This window comes from Mariniflexile sp. TRM1-10 (assembly GCF_003425985.1).
Taxonomy (GTDB): domain Bacteria; phylum Bacteroidota; class Bacteroidia; order Flavobacteriales; family Flavobacteriaceae; genus Mariniflexile.
This window is the reverse complement of the sequence record NZ_CP022985.1, coordinates 760,735-781,015: the sequence shown is the minus strand read 5'-3', so window position 1 is coordinate 781,015 and position 20,281 is coordinate 760,735. Positions and strand designations below refer to the sequence as shown.

13 protein-coding genes are annotated in these 20,281 nt (G+C 35.8%); 9 read left to right on the top strand and 4 right to left on the bottom strand.

Annotated elements, in window-relative coordinates; all coding sequences use genetic code 11:
- Window positions 1-57 precede the first annotated feature (57 nt).
- The 8 genes from mraY (at window position 58) to ftsZ (ending at window position 10,854) form a co-directional block, all read left to right on the top strand.
- Complete coding sequence (gene mraY, locus CJ739_RS03585) at window positions 58-1,299, top strand: phospho-N-acetylmuramoyl-pentapeptide-transferase (protein WP_117172678.1); 1,242 nt, start codon at window positions 58-60, stop codon at window positions 1,297-1,299.
- 176 nt (window positions 1,300-1,475) lie between these two features.
- Window positions 1,476-2,807: a UDP-N-acetylmuramoyl-L-alanine--D-glutamate ligase gene (murD, locus tag CJ739_RS03580; protein WP_117172677.1), complete on the top strand. Its 1,332-nt coding sequence runs from the start codon at window positions 1,476-1,478 to the stop codon at window positions 2,805-2,807.
- Window positions 2,808-2,876: 69 nt separating this feature from the next.
- A complete protein-coding gene (locus CJ739_RS03575) occupies window positions 2,877-4,070 on the top strand; it encodes an FtsW/RodA/SpoVE family cell cycle protein (protein WP_117172676.1) in 1,194 nt (397 codons plus the stop codon).
- Between the two features lie 251 nt (window positions 4,071-4,321).
- Complete coding sequence (gene murG, locus CJ739_RS03570) at window positions 4,322-5,428, top strand: undecaprenyldiphospho-muramoylpentapeptide beta-N-acetylglucosaminyltransferase (RefSeq protein WP_117172675.1); 1,107 nt, start codon at window positions 4,322-4,324, stop codon at window positions 5,426-5,428.
- The gene (gene murC / locus CJ739_RS03565; RefSeq protein WP_117172674.1) at window positions 5,425-6,777 is read left to right on the top strand and encodes a UDP-N-acetylmuramate--L-alanine ligase; all 1,353 of its coding nucleotides are present in this window, start codon (window positions 5,425-5,427) and stop codon (window positions 6,775-6,777) included. Before murG ends, murC begins: the two co-directional genes overlap by 4 nt.
- 16 nt (window positions 6,778-6,793) lie before the next feature.
- The gene (locus tag CJ739_RS03560; protein WP_335645418.1) at window positions 6,794-7,486 is read left to right on the top strand and encodes a cell division protein FtsQ/DivIB; all 693 of its coding nucleotides are present in this window, start codon (window positions 6,794-6,796) and stop codon (window positions 7,484-7,486) included.
- 3 nt (window positions 7,487-7,489) lie between these two features.
- Complete coding sequence (gene ftsA / locus CJ739_RS03555) at window positions 7,490-8,800, top strand: cell division protein FtsA (protein ID WP_117172672.1); 1,311 nt, start codon at window positions 7,490-7,492, stop codon at window positions 8,798-8,800.
- A 56-nt stretch (window positions 8,801-8,856) separates the two neighbouring features.
- The gene (gene ftsZ / locus CJ739_RS03550) at window positions 8,857-10,854 is read left to right on the top strand and encodes a cell division protein FtsZ (protein ID WP_117172671.1); all 1,998 of its coding nucleotides are present in this window, start codon (window positions 8,857-8,859) and stop codon (window positions 10,852-10,854) included.
- A gap of 301 nt (window positions 10,855-11,155) precedes the next feature.
- Here the strand turns inward: ftsZ and CJ739_RS03545 are convergent, their stop codons facing one another.
- Window positions 11,156-13,819: a rhamnogalacturonan lyase family protein gene (locus CJ739_RS03545; protein WP_117172670.1), complete on the bottom strand. Its 2,664-nt coding sequence runs from the start codon at window positions 13,817-13,819 to the stop codon at window positions 11,156-11,158.
- A gap of 423 nt (window positions 13,820-14,242) precedes the next feature.
- Here CJ739_RS03545 and CJ739_RS03535 point away from each other — a divergent pair, with 423 nt between their 5' ends.
- Entirely contained in the window at window positions 14,243-14,467 is a 225-nt protein-coding gene (locus tag CJ739_RS03535) for a hypothetical protein (RefSeq protein ID WP_236951591.1), read from the top strand.
- Between the two features lie 432 nt (window positions 14,468-14,899).
- Here the strand turns inward: CJ739_RS03535 and CJ739_RS03530 are convergent, their stop codons facing one another.
- The 3 genes from CJ739_RS03530 to CJ739_RS03520 all read right to left on the bottom strand — a co-directional run bounded on the left by CJ739_RS03530 (window position 14,900) and on the right by CJ739_RS03520 (window position 20,271).
- On the bottom strand, window positions 14,900-17,680 hold the full coding sequence (locus tag CJ739_RS03530) for a DUF8487 domain-containing protein (RefSeq protein ID WP_117172668.1): 2,781 nt from the start codon (window positions 17,678-17,680) through the stop codon (window positions 14,900-14,902).
- A 193-nt stretch (window positions 17,681-17,873) separates the two neighbouring features.
- Complete coding sequence (locus tag CJ739_RS03525; RefSeq protein ID WP_117172667.1) at window positions 17,874-19,076, bottom strand: glycoside hydrolase family 27 protein; 1,203 nt, start codon at window positions 19,074-19,076, stop codon at window positions 17,874-17,876.
- An 82-nt stretch (window positions 19,077-19,158) separates the two neighbouring features.
- The gene (locus tag CJ739_RS03520) at window positions 19,159-20,271 is read right to left on the bottom strand and encodes a hypothetical protein (RefSeq protein ID WP_117172666.1); all 1,113 of its coding nucleotides are present in this window, start codon (window positions 20,269-20,271) and stop codon (window positions 19,159-19,161) included.
- Window positions 20,272-20,281 lie beyond the last annotated feature (10 nt).

Sequence of the window (20,281 nt, the reverse complement as noted above, 5' to 3'; positions counted from 1 at the left end):
TTGTTACACCTCGAGCACAGTCGAGAGGTTTCATAATAATAAATAACCAATAACCAAATGCTGTATTACCTGTTTGATTATTTAGAAAAACAATTTCAATTACCAGGAGCATCTCTTTTTGGGTTTATAACCTTTAGGGCTGCCACAGCCATGATTTTGTCGTTGTTAATTTCTACTATTTACGGAAAGCGAATCATTCGTTTTTTACAAAAACAACAGGTAGGTGAAACCATTAGGGACTTAGGTTTGGTAGGACAGAACGAAAAAGCAGGTACCCCAACAATGGGCGGAATTATCATTATTCTTGCAACGCTCATTCCGGTATTATTATTAGCAAAATTAGGTAATGTTTATATTATTTTATTGATCGTCACCACGATTTGGATGGGGGTTATTGGGTTTATAGATGATTATATCAAGAAATTCAAAAAAGATAAAGAAGGATTAAAAGGACGTTTTAAAGTACTTGGTCAAGTAGGTTTAGGGATTATTGTGGGCGCTACCCTGTATTTTAATCCAAACGTCACGATTAAGGAGAAGCTACCCGTTGAAGTACGTCAGCAAATGTTAATAGAGGACCCTAATGTGTCTCCAACTCAATTTTTTAAAGCAGAAACAAAATCAACCAAAACAACCATTCCTTTTGTAAAAGGAAATGAGTTTGATTATAAGAATATAATCACTTGGATAAGTCCTAAGTTGGAAGATTATGGCTGGGTTATATTCATAATAATTTCGATTTTCATCATTACAGCGGTTTCAAATGGAGCAAATCTAACCGATGGTATCGATGGGTTAGCGGCAGGAACTTCCGCTATCATCGTACTTACCTTAGGCATTTTTGCCTGGGTGTCGGGTAATATTATTTTTTCAGATTATCTCAATATTATGTACATCCCAAGGGTCGAGGAAATCACCATTTACATCGCTGCTTTTGTGGGTGCGCTTATTGGGTTTTTATGGTACAATACCTATCCGGCACAAGTATTTATGGGAGATACGGGTAGTTTAACTATTGGAGGTATAATAGCGGTTATTGCTATTGCGGTGAGAAAAGAATGGCTGATTCCGGTACTGTGCGGTATCTTTTTAGCAGAAAATTTATCGGTGGTTATGCAGGTGAGTTGGTTTAAATATACCAAGAAAAAATGTGGTGAAGGACGACGCATTTTTAAAATGGCACCATTACATCATCACTATCAAAAAATTGGATACCATGAAAGTAAAATAGCTACTCGTTTTTGGATTGTAGGCATTTTGCTAGCCATCCTATCTATAGTGACATTGAAAATAAGATAAATGAATTTACGAATTACGATTTTAGAATTACGAATTGTTAATGAAAGAAGCTTTAAAGAATAGATTTCACAATTACAGAAAAAAATAGAATTAAAAAAAGTGATAAAAGAAGTTCACATAAAAGAAATTAACAAAAGCAGAGTGGTAAGTCCTTACCCTTTGGGGAAGGATTTAGGATGGGGCGTTTAGTTGTATTAGGAGGCGGAGAAAGTGGTGTAGGAACAGCACTTTTAGGAAAAGCAAAAGGCTACCACGTTTTTGTTTCCGATAAAGGAAAAATTAAAGATAAGTACAAAGAAGTTCTTATACATAATGAGATTGAATGGGAAGATGAAAAGCATTCAGAAGAGAAAATACTGAATGCCGACATCGTAATGAAAAGTCCAGGAATCCCAGATAAAGCACCTTTGTTAAAACAAATTCGCAAACAAGGAATTTTAGTGGTTTCTGAAATAGAGTTTGCTGCCAAATTTACAAACGCAACCATCGTGGGTATTACAGGAAGTAATGGTAAAACAACCACGGCAACTTTAACGCATCATCTTTTAAAAGAAGAGCTGCAAGTGGGGCTGGCAGGTAACATAGGGGATAGCTTTGCAAAACAAATTCTGGAAAAAGATTATCCAAACTATGTGTTAGAGATCAGTAGTTTTCAGTTAGATGATATTGTTGATTTTAAACCGAAAATAGCTGTAATCACAAACATTACGCCCGACCATTTAGATAGATATGATTACAAATTTGAAAATTATATCGCTTCAAAGTTTAGGATTACTGAAAATCAAACGAAAGATGATTATTTGATTTACGATGCCGATGATGAAGTGCTAACAAATTGGTTAAAAAACCACCCAGTTCAATCCACATTATTGCCCTTTTCATTAACAAAAACTATTGAAAATGGCGCCTATTTAAAAGATAAAAATATAATAATAACAATAAATAACACACAAATAATTATGCCAACATCAAGTCTTACTTTAGAAGGAAATCATAACGTTAAAAATGCGATGGCTGCTTCTACTGTGGCTCACTTATTAAAAATTAGAAAGCAAACCATACGCGAAAGCCTTGAAAATTTCCAAGGAGTAGAACATCGTTTGGAGCATGTGCTTAAAATTAATAAAGTGCAATACATAAACGATTCTAAAGCAACCAACGTAAATGCGACCTATTACGCCTTAGAAAGTATGGATGCACCAACGGTTTGGATCGTTGGAGGAGTAGATAAAGGCAATAACTATGAAGAGTTATTTCCCTTTATTAACGAAAAAGTGAAAGCTATTATTTGTTTAGGTGTTGATAATGAAAAACTTATGAATGCTTTTGGAGGGATGGTTGATGTTATTATAGAAACCCAGTCAATGAATGAAGCTGTTAAAATAGCTTATAAGCTAACCGAGGCAGGTGATAATGTGTTATTGTCTCCAGCATGTGCCAGTTTCGATTTATTTGAAAATTATGAAGATAGAGGGCGCCAATTTAAAGAGGCTGTAAGAAACTTATAATAAATTATGTTTTTGTCATGCTGAGCTTGTCGATGCATCTCATTATAATAGAAATTAGAAATATAAAAAGTGCAAACACTGTTTAATAACATAAAAGGCGATAGGTTAATTTGGGCAATAGTTGCGTTGTTAGCAATTGTGTCGTTCTTGCCAGTTTATAGTGCTGCTAGTAATTTGGCATATAAAAGCGTTGGCGGAAATACGTTTACCTTTTTTGTTAAGCATTTAGTGCATTTAGGATTAGGGTTTGGGATTATGTATGGTGTTCATAAAATACCGTACAGATATTTTAAAGGCTTGTCGTTGATCATGATTCCTATTGTATTGGTTTTATTGGGAATTACTATGTTGCAAGGAACCACCATTGAGGGCGCAAGTGCTAGTAGATGGATTCAAATACCCATAGTAGGCGTGTCTTTTCAAACATCTACTTTGGCATCGGTGGTGCTCATGATTTATGTGGCGAGGTATATGTCCAAAATAAAAGATAAAGACATCACTTTTAAGAGCTCAATTTTACCGCTTTGGGTGCCTGTGTTTATGATTTTGGCATTAATACTGCCTTCAAATTTTTCAACCACTGCCATTATATTTTTAATGGTGTTGATCTTGGTTTTTTTAGGAGGCTACCCCATGCGTTATATAGGAATTATACTGGGGTTGGGTTTAATAGCCTTAGTGCTTTTTGTAATGGTTGCCAAATTAACGACGGGGCCATTAAGTGTTAAAGTTGAAACTTGGGAAAACAGAATTAAGAACTATTCAAACAATGAAGATACCGAAGCTGATTATCAAATAGAAAAAGCTAAAATAGCGATAGCCTCGGGCGATGTTTTTGGTGTGGGTCCGGGTAAAAGTATTCAAAAAAACTTTTTACCACAATCATCCTCCGATTTTATTTTCGCCATTATTATAGAAGAATATGGTATTGTAGGCGGTTTTTTTATAATGATACTTTACATGTGGTTGTTGTTTAGGGTTGTTATAGTAGCGCAAAAAGCCGATACCATTTTTGGGAAATTATTGGTGTTGGGTGTAGGGCTGCCCATTGTATTTCAGGCATTAATCAATATGGCGGTAGCAGTGGAGCTATTTCCAGTAACAGGGCAAACATTACCTTTAATAAGTAGTGGAGGAACATCTATTTGGATGACCTGTTTAGCAATAGGAATTATATTAAGTGTTAGTTCTAAGAGGGAAGAAATAAAGGAGCAAGAAACTATGGAAGATAACCCTTTGGAAATTCTTTCGGAAACGATATGAGGAATGAAGATTTACGATTTGTGAAGATGAAAGAAAATAGAAAATAGAGAAAAGAATAAAGAGAAATAATACAAACATGTTATATTAAGGTGTTTTTTATTCTAAAAAAGAGCAATGTAAAATGACGTTTAGTTTGTCAGACTGAGCTTGTCGAAGTCCTAATTTAAAAGCGTCATTGGTAGCATGTTGAAGTGTAAACTGGAATTTTGAATTTATTTTTCTGAAGTTATAAAACAAACATTTGTGCATTAGTGGAAAAATCTAAAACATATAAAATCATATTATCGGGTGGGGGCACAGGTGGTCATATCTATCCTGCTATTGCTATTGCAAACGAGTTGAAGTTGCGTTTTCCAGATGCAGAATTTTTGTTTGTTGGAGCCAAAGATAGAATGGAAATGGAAAAAGTGCCACAAGCGGGATACGAAATCAAAGGGCTTTGGATTTCTGGAATTCAGCGGCAGTTAACATGGAAGAACTTAAAGTTTCCTTTTAAGTTGATCAGTAGTCTTTGGAATGCTAGAAAAATAGTTAAGGCGTTCAAACCAGATGTGGCGATAGGTACAGGTGGTTTTGCAAGCGGACCCTTGTTACAGATAGCTGCTGCCAATAAAATTCCGTACTTAATACAAGAGCAAAATTCTTACCCCGGAATTACCAATAAAATGCTTGCTAAAAAAGCTCAAAAAATTTGTGTGGCTTATGATGGGTTGGAGCGTTTCTTTCCAAAAGATAAAATCATAAAAACGGGAAATCCGGTTCGTAAAGGCTTATTGGATGTTGAAACAAAAACTGTTGAAGCCAAGAACTTTTTCGATTTAAAACACGGAAAATATACGCTCTTGGTTTTGGGTGGTAGTTTAGGTTCTAGACGTATAAATCAGTTAATTGAAAAAAAACTGGATTTTTTGGATACACAAAACGTTCAAGTTATATGGCAATGCGGTAGGCTGTATTATAGTCAGTATAAAATTTATAACAACACGAATAACGTGCAGGTTTACGAATTTTTAAATAATATGGATTTTGCTTATGCTGCTGCCGATATTGTGATTTCAAGAGCAGGCGCGAGTTCTGTTTCAGAGCTTTGTATTGTTGGTAAGCCAGTCATTTTTGTGCCATCGCCAAATGTTGCAGAAGATCATCAGACAAAAAATGCTATGGCGATTGTAGATAAAGATGCTGCTATGATCATTAAAGAAGAGGATTTAGAAGCCGATTTTGAAAATAAATTTTCGCAGCTTATTGCTTCGCCAGAAAAACAAAAGAAATTAGGAAGTAACATAAAAAAGTTAGCATTAGTAAATGCAACAAAACAAATAGCCGATGAGGTTGAAAAGCTTTTAAAGAGTAAATGAATTTAAAAACCAAACATAACGTTTATTTTATTGGCATTGGCGGTATTGGCATGAGTGCTTTGGCACGCTATTTTGTTGCCAATGGGAAGGTGGTTGCTGGTTATGATAAAACACCTTCTGATATTACCGATAGTTTAAGAGCTTTAGGTATTGAAGTTCATTTTGAAGATGCGGTTAAAAATATTCCTCAAGCTTGTTTAAATAAGGAAAACACGTTGGTTGTTTATACACCAGCAATTCCACAAGGTCATTTTGAATTGGAATATTTTAAAACCAATAATTTTCAAATATTAAAACGTTCCCAAGTTTTAGGCTTAATAACTGAAAACACCTTTTGTTTAGCGGTTGCAGGAACGCATGGAAAAACAACAACCTCCAGTATTTTGGGGCATTTGTTGAATGAATGCGATGTGCCGTTGACTGCTTTTTTAGGAGGCATTTGCGAAAATTATAACTCCAATTTAATTATTAATGGTACCGAAGTTTCGGTGGTTGAAGCAGACGAATTCGATCGCTCATTTTTAACCTTATCGCCAAATTTAGCCTGCATTACCTCTATGGATGCAGACCATTTGGATATTTATGGAGATGCTTCAGAATTAATAAAGTCATTCGAGGATTTTTCAAAAAAAATCAAGCCTAACGGGAAATTATTTGTTAGGAACGGTTTACCTATCCATGGCATTACTTACGGTATTGAAGACGACTCCGATTATTCGGTTCAAAACATAAAAATAAAGAACGGTAGTTATGTTTTTGATGTGAAAACACCAAAAACAGTGCTTGAAAATATACAATTTAACCTACCTGGTAGACATAATCTGTCTAATGCACTAATAGCCTTGGCGATGGCTGTAGAATATGGTTGCCCTCACCGGCAGCTCGCCAAAGCATTAGCGTCTTTTAAAGGCGTAAAGCGACGATTCACCTATCAAATTAAAACGGATAATTTCGTTTATATTGATGATTATGCGCATCATCCGGAAGAGATTAATGCTGTGCACCAAGCGGTGCGGGAAATGTATCCTAACAAAAAAGTGTTGGCCATTTTTCAACCACATTTATTCAGTCGAACCCGCGATTTTATTGATGGTTTCGCAAAAAGTTTATCGCAGTTTGATGAGGTCTTATTATTGGATATTTATCCAGCTAGGGAATTGCCAATGGAAGGGGTCACTTCGGCGTGGCTATTAAGCAAAATGACTAATGAAAACAAACAACTAGTTAGCAAAGCAGATTTATTGCAAAAAATACATGAAAGTAATGCGCAGATTGTACTAACTATTGGTGCAGGAGATATTGGGGAAGAAGTAAAACACATAAAAAAAGAATTTAGCCTTGAAAATTAACTGGAATTACATAAAGATGTTTGCTTTACTAGGTTTAGTAACCTTTTTGTTTGCTTTTGCATCAGCAAGAAATTCTGTTAGAAAAATATCTAAACCTAATGTGGTGTTTATTGGAGAAAACAATCTGTTTATAACAAACGAGAATGTTAGTAAATTGTTAATACAAAGTTTTAAAGGAGCTAAAAATATACCTAAAGAAACTTTAGATTTGAATGAGTTAGAAATTGCCCTAAAATCTAATCCAATGATAAAAACGGCAGAAGTGTATGTTACTGTAAATGGTACACTTAATGCTGAAGTTGAACAAAAAACGCCTATTGCAAGAGTAAGTACAAGTGCGTCTTATTATATAGATGATGACGGTTTTTATATGCCATTATCTGATAATTATTCTGCTAGAGTGCCACTAGTTACTGGTTATGTTGAAAAAAATAATTTAAAAAACATTTATATCGTTGCAAGTAAAATTAACAAAGATGAGTTTTTAAAAAAGCATGTAATAGAAATTCATCAAGGCATAGACAAGGTTGTGTATTTAAAACTGAGACAATGCCAATTTTTAGTGCAACTGGGAGATGTGACATTTTTAGATAAAAAAGTTAATAACCTAAAAGCGTTTTATCAAAAAAACCTAAAAGATAAAGCACTCGATAGTTATAGTAAAGTCAATTTGCAGTTTGATAACCAAGTAGTATGTACCAAAATATAAGCCATGGAGCATAATTTAGCAGTAGGATTAGACATAGGAACCACAAAAATTGTGGCTATGATTGGTCGTAAAAACGAGTACGGAAAAGTTGAAATTTTAGGCATTGGTAGGTCTAAAAGCTTGGGCGTGCATCGTGGTGTGGTAAATAATATTACACAAACCATTCAATCTATACAGCAAGCGGTTCAAGAGGCAGAAGTGGCTTCCGATATTAAAATTGAAGGTGTAACAGTAGGTATTGCAGGTCAGCATATACGTAGTCTGCAGCACAGCGATTATATAACCAGAGCAAATTCTGAAACGGTTATTGATGAAGAAGATATTGACAAGTTAATAAACCAAGTGCATAAACTAGTAATGCTTCCGGGTGAAGAAATTATTCACGTATTGCCACAAGAATATAAAGTAGATGGGCAAGGTGAAATTAAAGAACCTATCGGGATGTATGGCGGCCGTTTAGAAGCCAATTTCCATGTGGTAGTCGGTCAAGTATCGTCTATAAGGAACGTAGGTCGTTGTGTGCAAAGCTCCGGTTTAAATTTAGAAGGCATTACGTTAGAGCCTTTAGCATCGGCAAATGCCGTATTAAGTCAGGAAGAAAAAGAAGCAGGTGTTGCACTTATTGATATAGGAGGCGGTACAACCGATTTAGCCATTTTTAGAGATGGTATCATCCGTCATACAGCGGTCATTCCTTTCGGCGGAAACGTTATTACGGAAGACATCAAGGAAGGGTGTTCCATTATAGAAAAACAAGCCGAATTATTAAAGATAAAATTTGGTTCTGCATGGCCAGGAGAAAATAAGGATAATGAAATAGTATCCATTCCAGGTTTACGTGGCAGGGAACCAAAAGAGATAACCCTTAAAAATCTCTCTAAAATAATTCATGCGCGTATTGTTGAAATCATTGAGCAAGTATATGTAGAAATTAAAAACTACGGACACGAAGAACAAAAGAAAAAATTGATTGCCGGTATCGTTTTAACAGGTGGTGGTAGTCAATTAAAACATTTAAAGCAGTTAGTGGAGTACATAACAGGAATGGACACCAGAATAGGTTACCCTAACGAACATTTGGCGGGTAATAGTGATGATGATGTTACAAGTCCGTTATACGCCACTGCCGTTGGTTTGGTTTTAGATGGTTTAAAGCGTAACGAACGAAAAAAGATTGAACTGCAAGAGAAAAAGCAAGAGGCGGAAAATGAAAAGCCTATTGAAGAAATTAAAGAAAAACCAGTAAAAGAACGCCGTTCTTTTCTAGACAAATTAACCGAGCGTGTTAAAGATTTTTTAGACAACGCAGAGTAATAGAAAAATATCCATAGAACAAAAAGTAAAAGTATAATACCAGTAAAACAGAATTTATGAGCAGCAAGAAAGAATTCGAAAGTATTGCATTTGATTTACCAAAAAATCAATCAAATGTTATTAAGGTTATTGGTGTTGGCGGTGGCGGCAGTAATGCCATTAACCACATGTTCCAACAAGGCATTAAAGGCGTCGATTTTTACATCTGTAATACAGATGCACAAGCGCTTCAAAATAGCGGTGTACCAAACAAAATTCAATTAGGGGTAAACCTGACTGAAGGGCTGGGAGCAGGAGCAAACCCACAAGTTGGAGAACAATCTGCGGTTGAAAGTTTCGAGGATATTTCAAATATGCTTGATACCAATACCAAAATGGTTTTCATAACAGCGGGTATGGGAGGTGGAACGGGCACCGGTGCAGCACCTATTATAGCTAAAATGGCTAAAGATTTAGATATCTTAACCGTAGGAATTGTAACCATGCCATTTCAGTTTGAAGGCAAAATGCGTATTGAGCAATCCCAAATTGGCATTGAGAAATTAAGAAATGTGGTGGATTCGTTAATCGTAATAAATAACAACAAGCTTCGTGAAGTATATGGCAATCTTGGTTTTAAAGCAGGATTCTCTAAAGCCGATGAGGTGCTTTCCACAGCTGCTCGTGGTATAGCAGAAGTTATTACACACCACTATACACAAAATATCGATTTACGCGATGCTAAAACCGTATTAAGCAATAGTGGAACAGCTATTATGGGATCTGCATTGGCATCAGGGAAAAGCCGTGCACAAGATGCTATCCGTAAAGCTTTGGATTCACCATTGTTAAATGACAATAAAATTACTGGAGCTAAAAATGTATTGCTGCTAATAGTTTCTGGAACTCACGAAATTACCATTGATGAAATAGGTGAAATAAACGACCACATTCAAAATGAAGCGGGTCATGGTGCTAATATCATTATGGGTGTTGGGGAAGATGAAAGTTTAGAAGAATCTATTGCTGTAACTATTATTGCGACAGGTTTTAATATAGAGCAACAAGACGAAATTTCCAATACCGAAACAAAAAAGGTTGTGCATTCATTGGTTAGTGAAGATTTAGATTTCAGCCCTAAAGAAAAAGAACCTGTCATTATCGCTCCCGTTATTGAGTTAAAAGAAAAGAAAGAGCCCACAGTTGTAAAGCACACTTTGGATTTTGATATTGAAGAAGATGAGCCTGTTAAATCTGAAAAAACGATTGTAAACGAAGAAAAAGTTAGCAATCCTTCGATTGACAACAATATAGATTTAATACCAACTTCAGAACTTATAAAAAACATTCAAGTAGTTTATGAAGAGGTAAGAGCAAACGTTCAGGAGGATGACGATTTCATTATTAAACCAGTTACTAGAATGTCTAAAAAAGACAAAGATATTGCCGATATAGAAGTGGTTTCAGATTATATTGAAGAAGAGAAACAAATCACATTAACGTTTGATTTACCTTTATCTTCCAACGATAAAGTTGAAAAAGAAGAAGACCAAATAACATCATTTCAGTTAGACGATGATGTTAAGAAAATTTCGGTGAATGATTATGTGGAGTTAATACCAGTTAACGAAACAACCGAAAAAGGTGATATGCGTTATGCTTTGGAAGATTATATAGAAGTAGAATCTTCAATGAACAAAAAGCAAGCAAAAGCCAAAGAGATGATAGAAGAATTTGACCAAGAGGTCGTATTCGAAAAGAAAGTGGTTAAATCACCTGTTCAAGAAGAAAGCACTGATGATGAATTAGATCCAATGAATAGTCCTATTTCAGAAATGCTTAAAGAGCGCGCTGAAGAACGCAGACGTAAAATGAAAGACTTTAACTATAAATTCAACAATGCCAAGATTGATGATATAGAAAGAGTGCCAGCTTATAAGCGTCAAGGCGTTAATTTAGATGAAGCAAAACATTCTTCTGAAACAGATTTGTCTAGATCTAGCGTTGGGTTTGATGATAATGATGATATCCAAATAAGAAGCAATAATTCATTTTTACATGATAATGTAGATTAAAAGCATACTGGCCTTACTTAGTTATGAACCCGAAAAGTATCCCTCAGCTTTTCGGGTTTTTTAATTGATTTTTTACAGAGGCATCTGCGCTAGATTTTCCTCCTCTGAACAGGATTTTAAAAGCTTTTATTTTGGCATTGACAGATTCAACATTCGTGTTTTTTTTGTCTACTGAATTTTGGTATTATATTTTGTAGCTTTCATTCTTATTGGAAGCCGTTTAAAAACCATAGAAAAAAACCTATCAGAAACCGACGGTTTCTGATAGGTTTAGAAATATAATAAATATTGATACTATGTTCTATTCTTTGATGATGGTCTTATTTATAGTGCCATTTTCTGTAACTATCTGAACTGCGAATATGCCTGTACCGCTATTAATACTCACTTTCGTGATTTTATTTATAATGTCATTTGCTTTTATTAAACGTACTTGCTGTCCAAGCATATTGAATACCTCAATTTGTTTGACCTTCCCTGCCTTAGCTAAATCTATATAAAATTCATTTTTAAATGGCACGGGATAAATCTTCACTTCGGGCTTAACATCATTAACAACTAAACCAAGCGAATTTTTAGATGAAGCTGCTTTACTGGCATTGGCTGGGTCGCCCACTAAAAGCCATTGTGCATTTACATGGGTAGTATTTGCATATTGCCCAACAACAGACCCATTAGCAGTCCTTCCCATGCCATCTAAAAACAACCCTGTAGCACGATTTTGAATTCTGTAATAATCGCCGTTATATTGTTGCACGGACCATTGTGAATTATTACTAGTTGTATTGGCCCACTGGCCGCAATTAGATCCATTAGCAGTACGTCCCATACCATCAAGAATCATCCCTGTTCCACGGTTTACAAACTGTACATAACCATTACCAACATCTACCATTTCCCAATATGAATTATTGTGGTTCGTGGAGTTGGCATATTGATTGCAGTCATCACCATTACCCGTTTTACCATATCCATCTACTACTAAACCTGTTCCTCGGTTTTGTATTTGATAATAGTTGGTAACGCTGGTAGTATTTACCAATTGAATATTAGGAGATGGTGGTGTATCCATTCCGCCACCAAAATAAAACCCAAGATTTGGAGGCTGGTTATACGAATTGTTCTGCCATGCAATAGCTGACCTGTAGTTAGGGTCATGCATTAAGGTGTACATTCTTTGGTTAGTAACGAAAGGAGTAACAAAAACAATCAAACCTGTGTTGTCAGTACGTCTGTATATGACTTCTTCCCGCCAGTCACCCAAAATATCGGCCATAAGGCTAGGATTGGATTTAGATGAATTATTATCAGAAATTGGCGCCATATTATATAATGTGGCTACTCTGCCGGTCCCGGTTCCATTCCATTTACCAATTACAGTTTTGTCGAGTATTTCACGTTGAACATCGCCATCCCACCAAATACCAAAATTATAAGAAGCACCACCACCCGTAGAAGTTGGTATTGCAGTTGATATAAGTTGACCTGTGCAGCTGCGAAGACCAGAGCCATCAGAACCCCATATTTCCATGCCTTTGTAATTTGGATCTATATCTGCGGCCATACATCTTCCAATATCACCACTGGACCAATTTGCCCATTGTATAGTACCATTAGCAGCATTTCTTAATGATATACCCGGGATTGTTGAGCCATTCGCATACTCTTGACAGCTAAAATATTCCAGACCGGCAATATCAGGGTTAATATCTGCTAAATGAGCAGCATCGCCATGACCAAAACTGGTGGAGTAAAGACCATTGCCATTTTCATCAACCGCCATGCCTCCATAAGTTATCTCGTCTCTCCCGTCACCATCAACATCACCGGCAGCAAGATTATGGTTTCCTTGTCCGGTATAGGCAGTGGCTACACCATTAGGATCGCTATCCCAAGCCCACTCCTGTGTTAAAGAGCCATTTCTAAAATGCCACGCTTCAAGTTTTATTCGATTATAGATTCCTCTACCGATTACAAAGCTTGGATTTACACCATCGAGATAGGCAACTGCCCACATGCATTTGGTAGCCCTGTGACCAAGTTGAGAAAGGTTTTGGCCCGGTAGCCCCCATTGTGCTATTGGTTCCAGACCGATGTACCAATCCCATGCAATTTCTGCTCCTGTTTCGCCATCAAATATTGATATGTAATCGGGTCCTTCGGTTCTAAACCAAAAAGGACCATTTTGTGACGCTGTAGAACGATAGCTGATTTGTCCGTCCCCATCTCTGTCGCCAATATTATTTCCTAAGCCGTCTATCATACCATCTGAAGTTCTGGTAGCAACTTCGGCCTTTCCATCATTATCAAAATCGTATACCAAAAAGTTTACCTCTACCGCGTGTAACAAATTGGGCCCCAAATCAATGGCCCACATAAATGTGCCGTCAAGTTCATAAGCTTCAAGATAGTGATTATAGGGTGAGGTAGGGGATTCATCATTGGAGAGTCTTTTTATAACAATTTCGTATTCCCCGTCCCCATCCAGATCGCCAACAGAGGCATCATTCAGATGATGGGTAGTGTATCCACCGTTAACCGATCTGACGGGAATAGTGAAATACCCACTTCCCCTAACACCTGTAGCGCCAGAAAGTGCTTGCTCTGTTCCTCCAATAACAGCAGCTACACTATAAGAATTATCGGTACTGATTGCATCAACATAATTTGAAACGTTAAGATTGGAAGCGATTAGTGTTGACCCACGATATAGATTGTAGGTAGCATTCTGGGTGTATTCGTCACCGGGAATCCGCCAACTTATTAGCACGGAGTTAGTATTGGTTCGCATGGCAATTAATCCTCTGTCAAGGTTTTCCATGTAACGTTGTCCGAAAAGTGAGCAACTCCAAAGAGCCATGATGCTAATTAAAGACAGGCTCATAAGGAACCTATTTTTAAATAGTTTTTTAACCGTGAATTGATGAACTAACGGGGTGTTTTTAATGGTAAGTTTTGTTTTCATAATTAGTTTAATTGGTTATTTTTTAAGCCGAAGCTTGGTTTTTATGCATTTAAATAATGCACTTATTAGTTGGTATGTAAACAAATATATTTTTAATTTCTATTATATCTGTCCTGTACTTACATGTGCAAAAACGGACATAGTGTACCACTGGATTTGCAACAAAAGTGCGATAATCTATACAACGGAATAAGTGCCACGTCCTGAATAAAGGCTGCTTTATGTGCGCAAAAGATAAATCCGACTGGCATAATAAGCGCAACCAAAACGTGCCACTGAATTTCGGAACGGCATATATTTGCGTAATAAAAATCCTAAAAAAGTGAGTGCGGCTGGTAACATTGTATATAAAAAATGCTTAGTTTAGTGCTATATAGTAACCGTTGACAACAACTAAAAACAGATAAATTAAAAATTTGAAAAATGGAAAAAAATTGGATTATAGGAATGGCAATCTTGATTTTTTTAGTGGTTACTTTTCTTTATTGGAAGCTAACTGGTGGCTATGCTGAAAAAGAATATGGCAAAAAAATGTGGAAACAATGGGGAACGAGAACTTTTTATTGGACGGCTGCCTTATTCATTAGTGGAGGACTTGCGATTGCAATAATGTTTCTTTTGAAATGGGTAAATGTTCTGACTTTTTAAGGGTCTAAACGTTACAACTGATTTTAAAACTATTTCGGAATTGGATTTTCGAGAGTTGCCGATGTTTATCTCCAATGGACAGCTGAATAAATTTATGTATGGGTTTGATAAGGCTTTAGACGAAGTCTGTGGCTTCCCGTTGTTCCTTAGTGGGGGCTATCACTAACTTACAGTTAGTAACGTTAAGAGTAAGCATTAAAAAACAGTTTAAATAAAATAAAAACAAGTTGTATTTAAATAAGATCTCAGGCCCAGTCTGGTCACTTTAATTAACTTTCAACGAGTGGTTACAAAAACCTTGGAAATTATAATATTTTAAGGTTTTACTTTGTTAGGGGATTATTTTATTTGATTCTAAAAGAGGGCGTATTTGAATTTGTTTGAGCCTAAAATTGTAATTATTTTTAGATAATATGATGCGTTCGTATTTTACTATAATAATTCTTCCAATTCTTTTGAAGTCAGTGTAAAATTAGGTTTAAAATCCTCAGAATTCATATAGTTAATTATGGATTGATACAATTGAAGCGCTTCTGGTTTATCCAACATTTTGTTTAGCTGAGACATACAAATTATCAATTTTCCTTTACCAACTTTAAATTCAAAGATTAAACCCAATTTGTGATTTCTTTCAAGGTTATCAATTACCTGTACAATCGGGTAATAATCATTAGCGGTACTATCCAGAATCAACGAATTACTTGCTTTAATTATGGAAAACCATTGCCAATTGGTATGGAAATCGGTTGGAAAAGAATTAAATAGCTTATGGTCAGGATTCATTAAGAGTCCCAAAGTCCCTGGGGATACAGGCCTGTTTACATGTTCACTAATGGTTTTAAACATGCCATAGTTCCAAAATTCGGGAGGAAAATGTCCTGGCAAACTGGTTGATTTTACATCTTCGGTTTGAGGAAATAGCAATACTTTAGCTCCATGATTTAATTTGGTGCGTATATTATTATTTAAATCCTCTGTTACTAAAATATCATTAGGGATTTGAATAGTTGTTTTCGCTGGATACACCCAAATAGGATGGGAATTGGAATATTTGGTATTAACTATATATGTGTGAAGGGTTAATTTCTCAGCTTCAGAAATACTCGAAAGACGGATGTTAATGCTTCCAACATCATTTAGTCCATTTATAATCTTTAAATTTAAAAAATGACCTTGCTGTATCATGGTTCCATCTTGTTTTCTTAGTTCCCAATGCAGTGGGTTACTAATGGTTGTGTTGGAATAATTTGCTACTTTAATTTTTGCTTGGAAGTTTTCTTTATTAATATAACAGTATTTGGGGAACTCTGGTAGTATGGCTAATTCGTTACATGATTGTTTCCAATCTTTCGGGGTAACGACATTTTTACTATCCATAAAGGCATCTAAAATACCAACAAGAGCAGTGCCTTGTCCAGGGAAATCCTGTAAATCCAATAGCTGAAATCCTGCCAATCCTTTTGTTCGTAAAGCAGCTTCTATTTCTGCTTTGTAGCAAAGTGCAGACCATGCTCCAGATGCTTTTTGAAACAGACTATCCATTTCTTGCATTCCAGATTTTTTAAGACGATTCTTAAAAACTTCTAAATTCCAAGCTCGTAAAACACCTGTGTATTTGTGAATTTCTTTATAGTTTGGATATATTTGATATTGCCCTATTTCATGGCCAACAATTGGGATGCTTAATTGCGAAACCGCATCGTCGAAATTAATTTCGGTTGAAGGTTGTAGAGTATTCAATATGCCACCGTCATTGGCATCGGCAAAAGCATGGGTTAATCGGGTATGTCCTTGTATGGTGTTTCCGTTTGTAGGAATACGTGCGCCCACAAAAAAATCGGCATAATCTGTGGGTGGCATATAACCAATATTATTGTTGGAACCCATGGTGTAAAGTGGTCTAGAGTCAAACTTTTTAAAGGCAAGCATCATTTTTTCGACCTTGTCGTGTCCATCCCATATTTCGTTACCAGGTGAAAACATAACGAACGAGGGGTGATTTGCATAGGCTTTTAACATGGCAAGTCCTTCTTTTTTTAACTCCTGGGCAATGGTATGGGATTCCAAACCACCCCAGAATGGCAACTCGGCTTGAATATAGATGCCTTCTTGGTCGGCAGCGGTAAAAGCAGCTTCTGGCGGACAATACGTGTGAAAGCGATAATGGTTTATTCCATAGGATTTTGCAATTTTAAAAACGCGTAGCCAATCATCAACATTCATGGGTGTATATCCGGTTAACGGAAAAACGGCTGCTTCATGTTTCCCTCTTAAAAAGGTTGTGCGCCCATTTATCGCAAATTGTGTACCCTTCGTTTCAAATTTTCGCATGCCAAAACCAACCGTTTTAGCATCTTTCGTTTTTTCGTTGGATATGATTGCTTTTAAGAGATATAGTGGTTGCTCGTATTCATCCCATAAGTCTGGTTTTTCATCAAATACATAAACTAACTTTGTTTTCGGTTTATAATCGATGGTCGATTTGTGTGACTTTAGTTTTGTGGTTTTACCTTTATATGTCTTTTCAACAACAAGTTCAATATTAAATGTGCTATAGTTTAAAGGATTTTCTATTTCCAATTCAACATCAAATTTATCTTCATCTACATTTGGATATACTTGAAGGTTTGAAATATAGGTTTTAGGCGATGCTTCTAAGTATATGTCGCCAATGATACCGTTCCAGTTGGTTTGTGTGTCATCTGAATAAATATGAACATTGCCATACGGCGTTTGTTTCAAATCATTATTTATTTGAATAGTTATATAATGCTCACCAGGCGATAGATAATTAGAAACATTGAAAGTTTGAGCAGATTGAAGTAGTTTGGATTCTCCAACAAAACTACTGTCTATCCATATTTTTGATGCTTTGGTGCGTTCTAAAAAAAGTTGAATATGTTTATTGTTAAAATTCTTGGGGACGGCCACTTTTTTTCGATACCATGCGACTCCTTCATATTTATACACTCTATTAAGGTGCATGGTGGTCGTGTCTTTATTGTGAATGCCTTTTTGATTGGTATCTGTAGTCCCAGGTAATTTAACAACATCATTTAAGTTGCTATTATACCATTGCTGTTCCATACCAATATTTAAAGAGTCTAGAGAAAATTGCCATGCGCCTTCAAGATCAAGACGCGCTCTATAATCTTCTTTGTTAGAATTGCAAGACACATAAATTAACAAAAAAATGAGATAAATATTCTTCATACTATTTTTTATAGCTTTTTTTTTTTTTTAACGTTCAGCTTATAGAAGCTGGATTTAAATATTAAGTTAAGCGTAGTCGAAACCTAAAAAACTATCGATGTTCAGAACTTTTCGACTGTCCTAAAGGCGATAATTAGCAGTAATAGTAATATTTATCCTTGTGTTTGAATCAAACTCACGTTTATATAAGTTATTATTCTTTCAAAGTCACCATCAATACATCATGAGGTTCTATTTTTGCTTTTAAATTGGTGGAGGTGTCCCCTAAATTTTTATGGTTGAATACATCTCTTATTTTAAAAACGTTTTTTTTCATGTCTACATAGCGACCATTTACATCATCACCAATGTTATGTTTTTTCCAATCAAAAACAAAATCTACAGGATTATCACTCATATTTATAAAAGTCATGGCCCATTGATTATTGTCAAGTGGCTTTAACCATATTTCCATATTGTTTTCATTGGTAAAACGAAATCCTTGAATGCCTAATTTATCTTGATTTACGGCAATTACTTCTTTATTGGATAGTGTTTTTATGGTTTCTTTAGAAGCAGTTCTTAAATCATTACCCATAATTAATGGTGACGCCAACATACTCCACATGGCAAAATGAGTTCTATCTTCGGCACCCGTCATGCCATTGCCAACTTCCATCATATCAAAATCGTTCCAATGGCCAGGACCAGCAGCTTTACGGATATCCTTTCTCATATTAATAATTTTCCAAATACCTGATGAAGACCAAGAGCCATGGCCAACTTCGCAATCCCAACAATTAATAATATCTCCAGTAACGCGCCATAGATGTCCAATGTCCTTCGCCCATTTCCAAGGCTCATTATCACCCCATTCACAAATACTAAAAACGACAGGTCTTCCTGCTTTATACAAAGCATCTCTCATGGTTGTGTATGCGCTTTCTGCATTTATTTTATCCGTATTGCACCAGTCGTATTTAAGATAATCGACATCCCATGATGCATACGTACGTGCGTCTTGATATTCATGCCCTCTACTACCGGGATAACCGGCACATGTAGTAGCCCCTGCGCAATTATAAAGTCCGAATTTTAGACCTTTGGAATGGATATAATCCGCTAAGGCTTTCATGCCGTTTGGGAATTTTATTGGATCTGCAACGAGATTACCATTGGCATCACGCTCTTTCGACATCCAGCCATCATCTAAAACAATATATTGATATCCGGCATCTTTGAGACCTAATTCAACAAATTTGTCTGCAATGCCTTTTACCAATTCTTCATTTATGTCCGTGCCAAAAGTGTTCCAGCTGTTCCAGCCTAATGGTGGGGTTTGTGCTAGGTTTTCAAATTTTTGGGCATGACTTAATGCCATTGCTAATAACAAAAATAGTATAGTTGTCTTTTTCATAATAATTTTAATAAATAAAAAGAACCCTAAAATAACTGTTTAGGGTTCTTCTTTTTAAACTAAACAATAAACTAAACTAAATTTATTTAATAAATCCAACACTATCAACGTAAACAGTACCAGCACTACCTGTAAATTCTTGAATAACAAAATCGCCTGAAGCACCAGTTAGATTATTTGATATTTCTGAAACAGGTATCAAGTAATCCGTCCATTTTCCTTCTGCGATATTTATATCTTTTTTGCTGTTAGCATCCCAATCCATAAATATCCTTACAGTGGTATTTGTTGCAGAATAGAAAGAGATTTTAAGATATTTGTAATCTGATAATACTATTGGATTATTGAAAGGATCGTTGCTTAAATTCATATATAAAGCATCCCAACCATTAAATACTAATTTCTCTGAATACACACCGTCTCTAACTTGTTCGGTTGATGGTTCGTGTATGGGACACCAGCTCCAATCATTAAATAATTCAGACTCTTCAAAAAGAGGGTAATCAGCACCATAGACAACAGGAGCGGCAGCCGTACCACCAGGAGTCTTTACAAAAATATTGCCTGTAGATGGAATCACATCAGGAACTTTTACTGTAATGTTTTTTTCATCGAATGAAATGATTTCGCCCATGACAGTATTATCAACACCGTTTATAATGGTTCCAAATCTAACTTCTTCTAAATTATTAAAATCCGACCCTTTAATTGTTACCGTTTCGCCACCAATTAATGCCAATGGTTGCGCGCTTATAGTTGGATATGGCTGTCCTATAATAAATGGCGTCGCTATTTCACCAAACGCCGTTTCAATGCGTAAATCATTTGGTGTACTGTCATTAGAATATGGTACTCCAGCAGGAAGCACTATAAAAATTTGATTATTGGTAACCAAGGTTGGATTAAAATCTATTTCCATGCCATTAACCGTGATTTTTTTTGCAGTTAACAACCCTGTGCCTCTAACTAAATAACTTATTCCAGAATACCCTATAGTAGTTAAAGAATCTAGTGGCGCTGAATAATCAATAGGAGCGTTTTCAGATGGTCGCACATAAGCATATTTGTATACGCCTGCTATTTGAGGATTGTCATTCATGTCTTCATCTGAATTTGAATCACATGAATAAAATAGTGCCATAGGAATGGTTGCCAAAAGGAAAACCACTAATAATTTTGTTTTTAATCTTTTCATAATTTTAGCT

Coding starts and splice junctions, on each gene's coding strand:
- ftsZ (WP_117172671.1), top strand. CDS start 8,857: ATGAGCAGCAAGAAAGAATTCGAAAGTATTGCATTTGATTTACCAAAA.
- murD (WP_117172677.1), top strand. CDS start 1,476: ATGGGGCGTTTAGTTGTATTAGGAGGCGGAGAAAGTGGTGTAGGAACA.
- ftsA (WP_117172672.1), top strand. CDS start 7,490: ATGGAGCATAATTTAGCAGTAGGATTAGACATAGGAACCACAAAAATT.
- CJ739_RS03545 (WP_117172670.1), bottom strand. CDS start 13,819: ATGAAAACAAAACTTACCATTAAAAACACCCCGTTAGTTCATCAATTC.
- mraY (WP_117172678.1), top strand. CDS start 58: ATGCTGTATTACCTGTTTGATTATTTAGAAAAACAATTTCAATTACCA.
- CJ739_RS03530 (WP_117172668.1), bottom strand. CDS start 17,680: ATGAAGAATATTTATCTCATTTTTTTGTTAATTTATGTGTCTTGCAAT.
- CJ739_RS03560 (WP_335645418.1), top strand. CDS start 6,794: ATGTTTGCTTTACTAGGTTTAGTAACCTTTTTGTTTGCTTTTGCATCA.
- CJ739_RS03525 (WP_117172667.1), bottom strand. CDS start 19,076: ATGAAAAAGACAACTATACTATTTTTGTTATTAGCAATGGCATTAAGT.
- CJ739_RS03535 (WP_236951591.1), top strand. CDS start 14,243: ATGGAAAAAAATTGGATTATAGGAATGGCAATCTTGATTTTTTTAGTG.
- CJ739_RS03520 (WP_117172666.1), bottom strand. CDS start 20,271: ATGAAAAGATTAAAAACAAAATTATTAGTGGTTTTCCTTTTGGCAACC.
- murC (WP_117172674.1), top strand. CDS start 5,425: ATGAATTTAAAAACCAAACATAACGTTTATTTTATTGGCATTGGCGGT.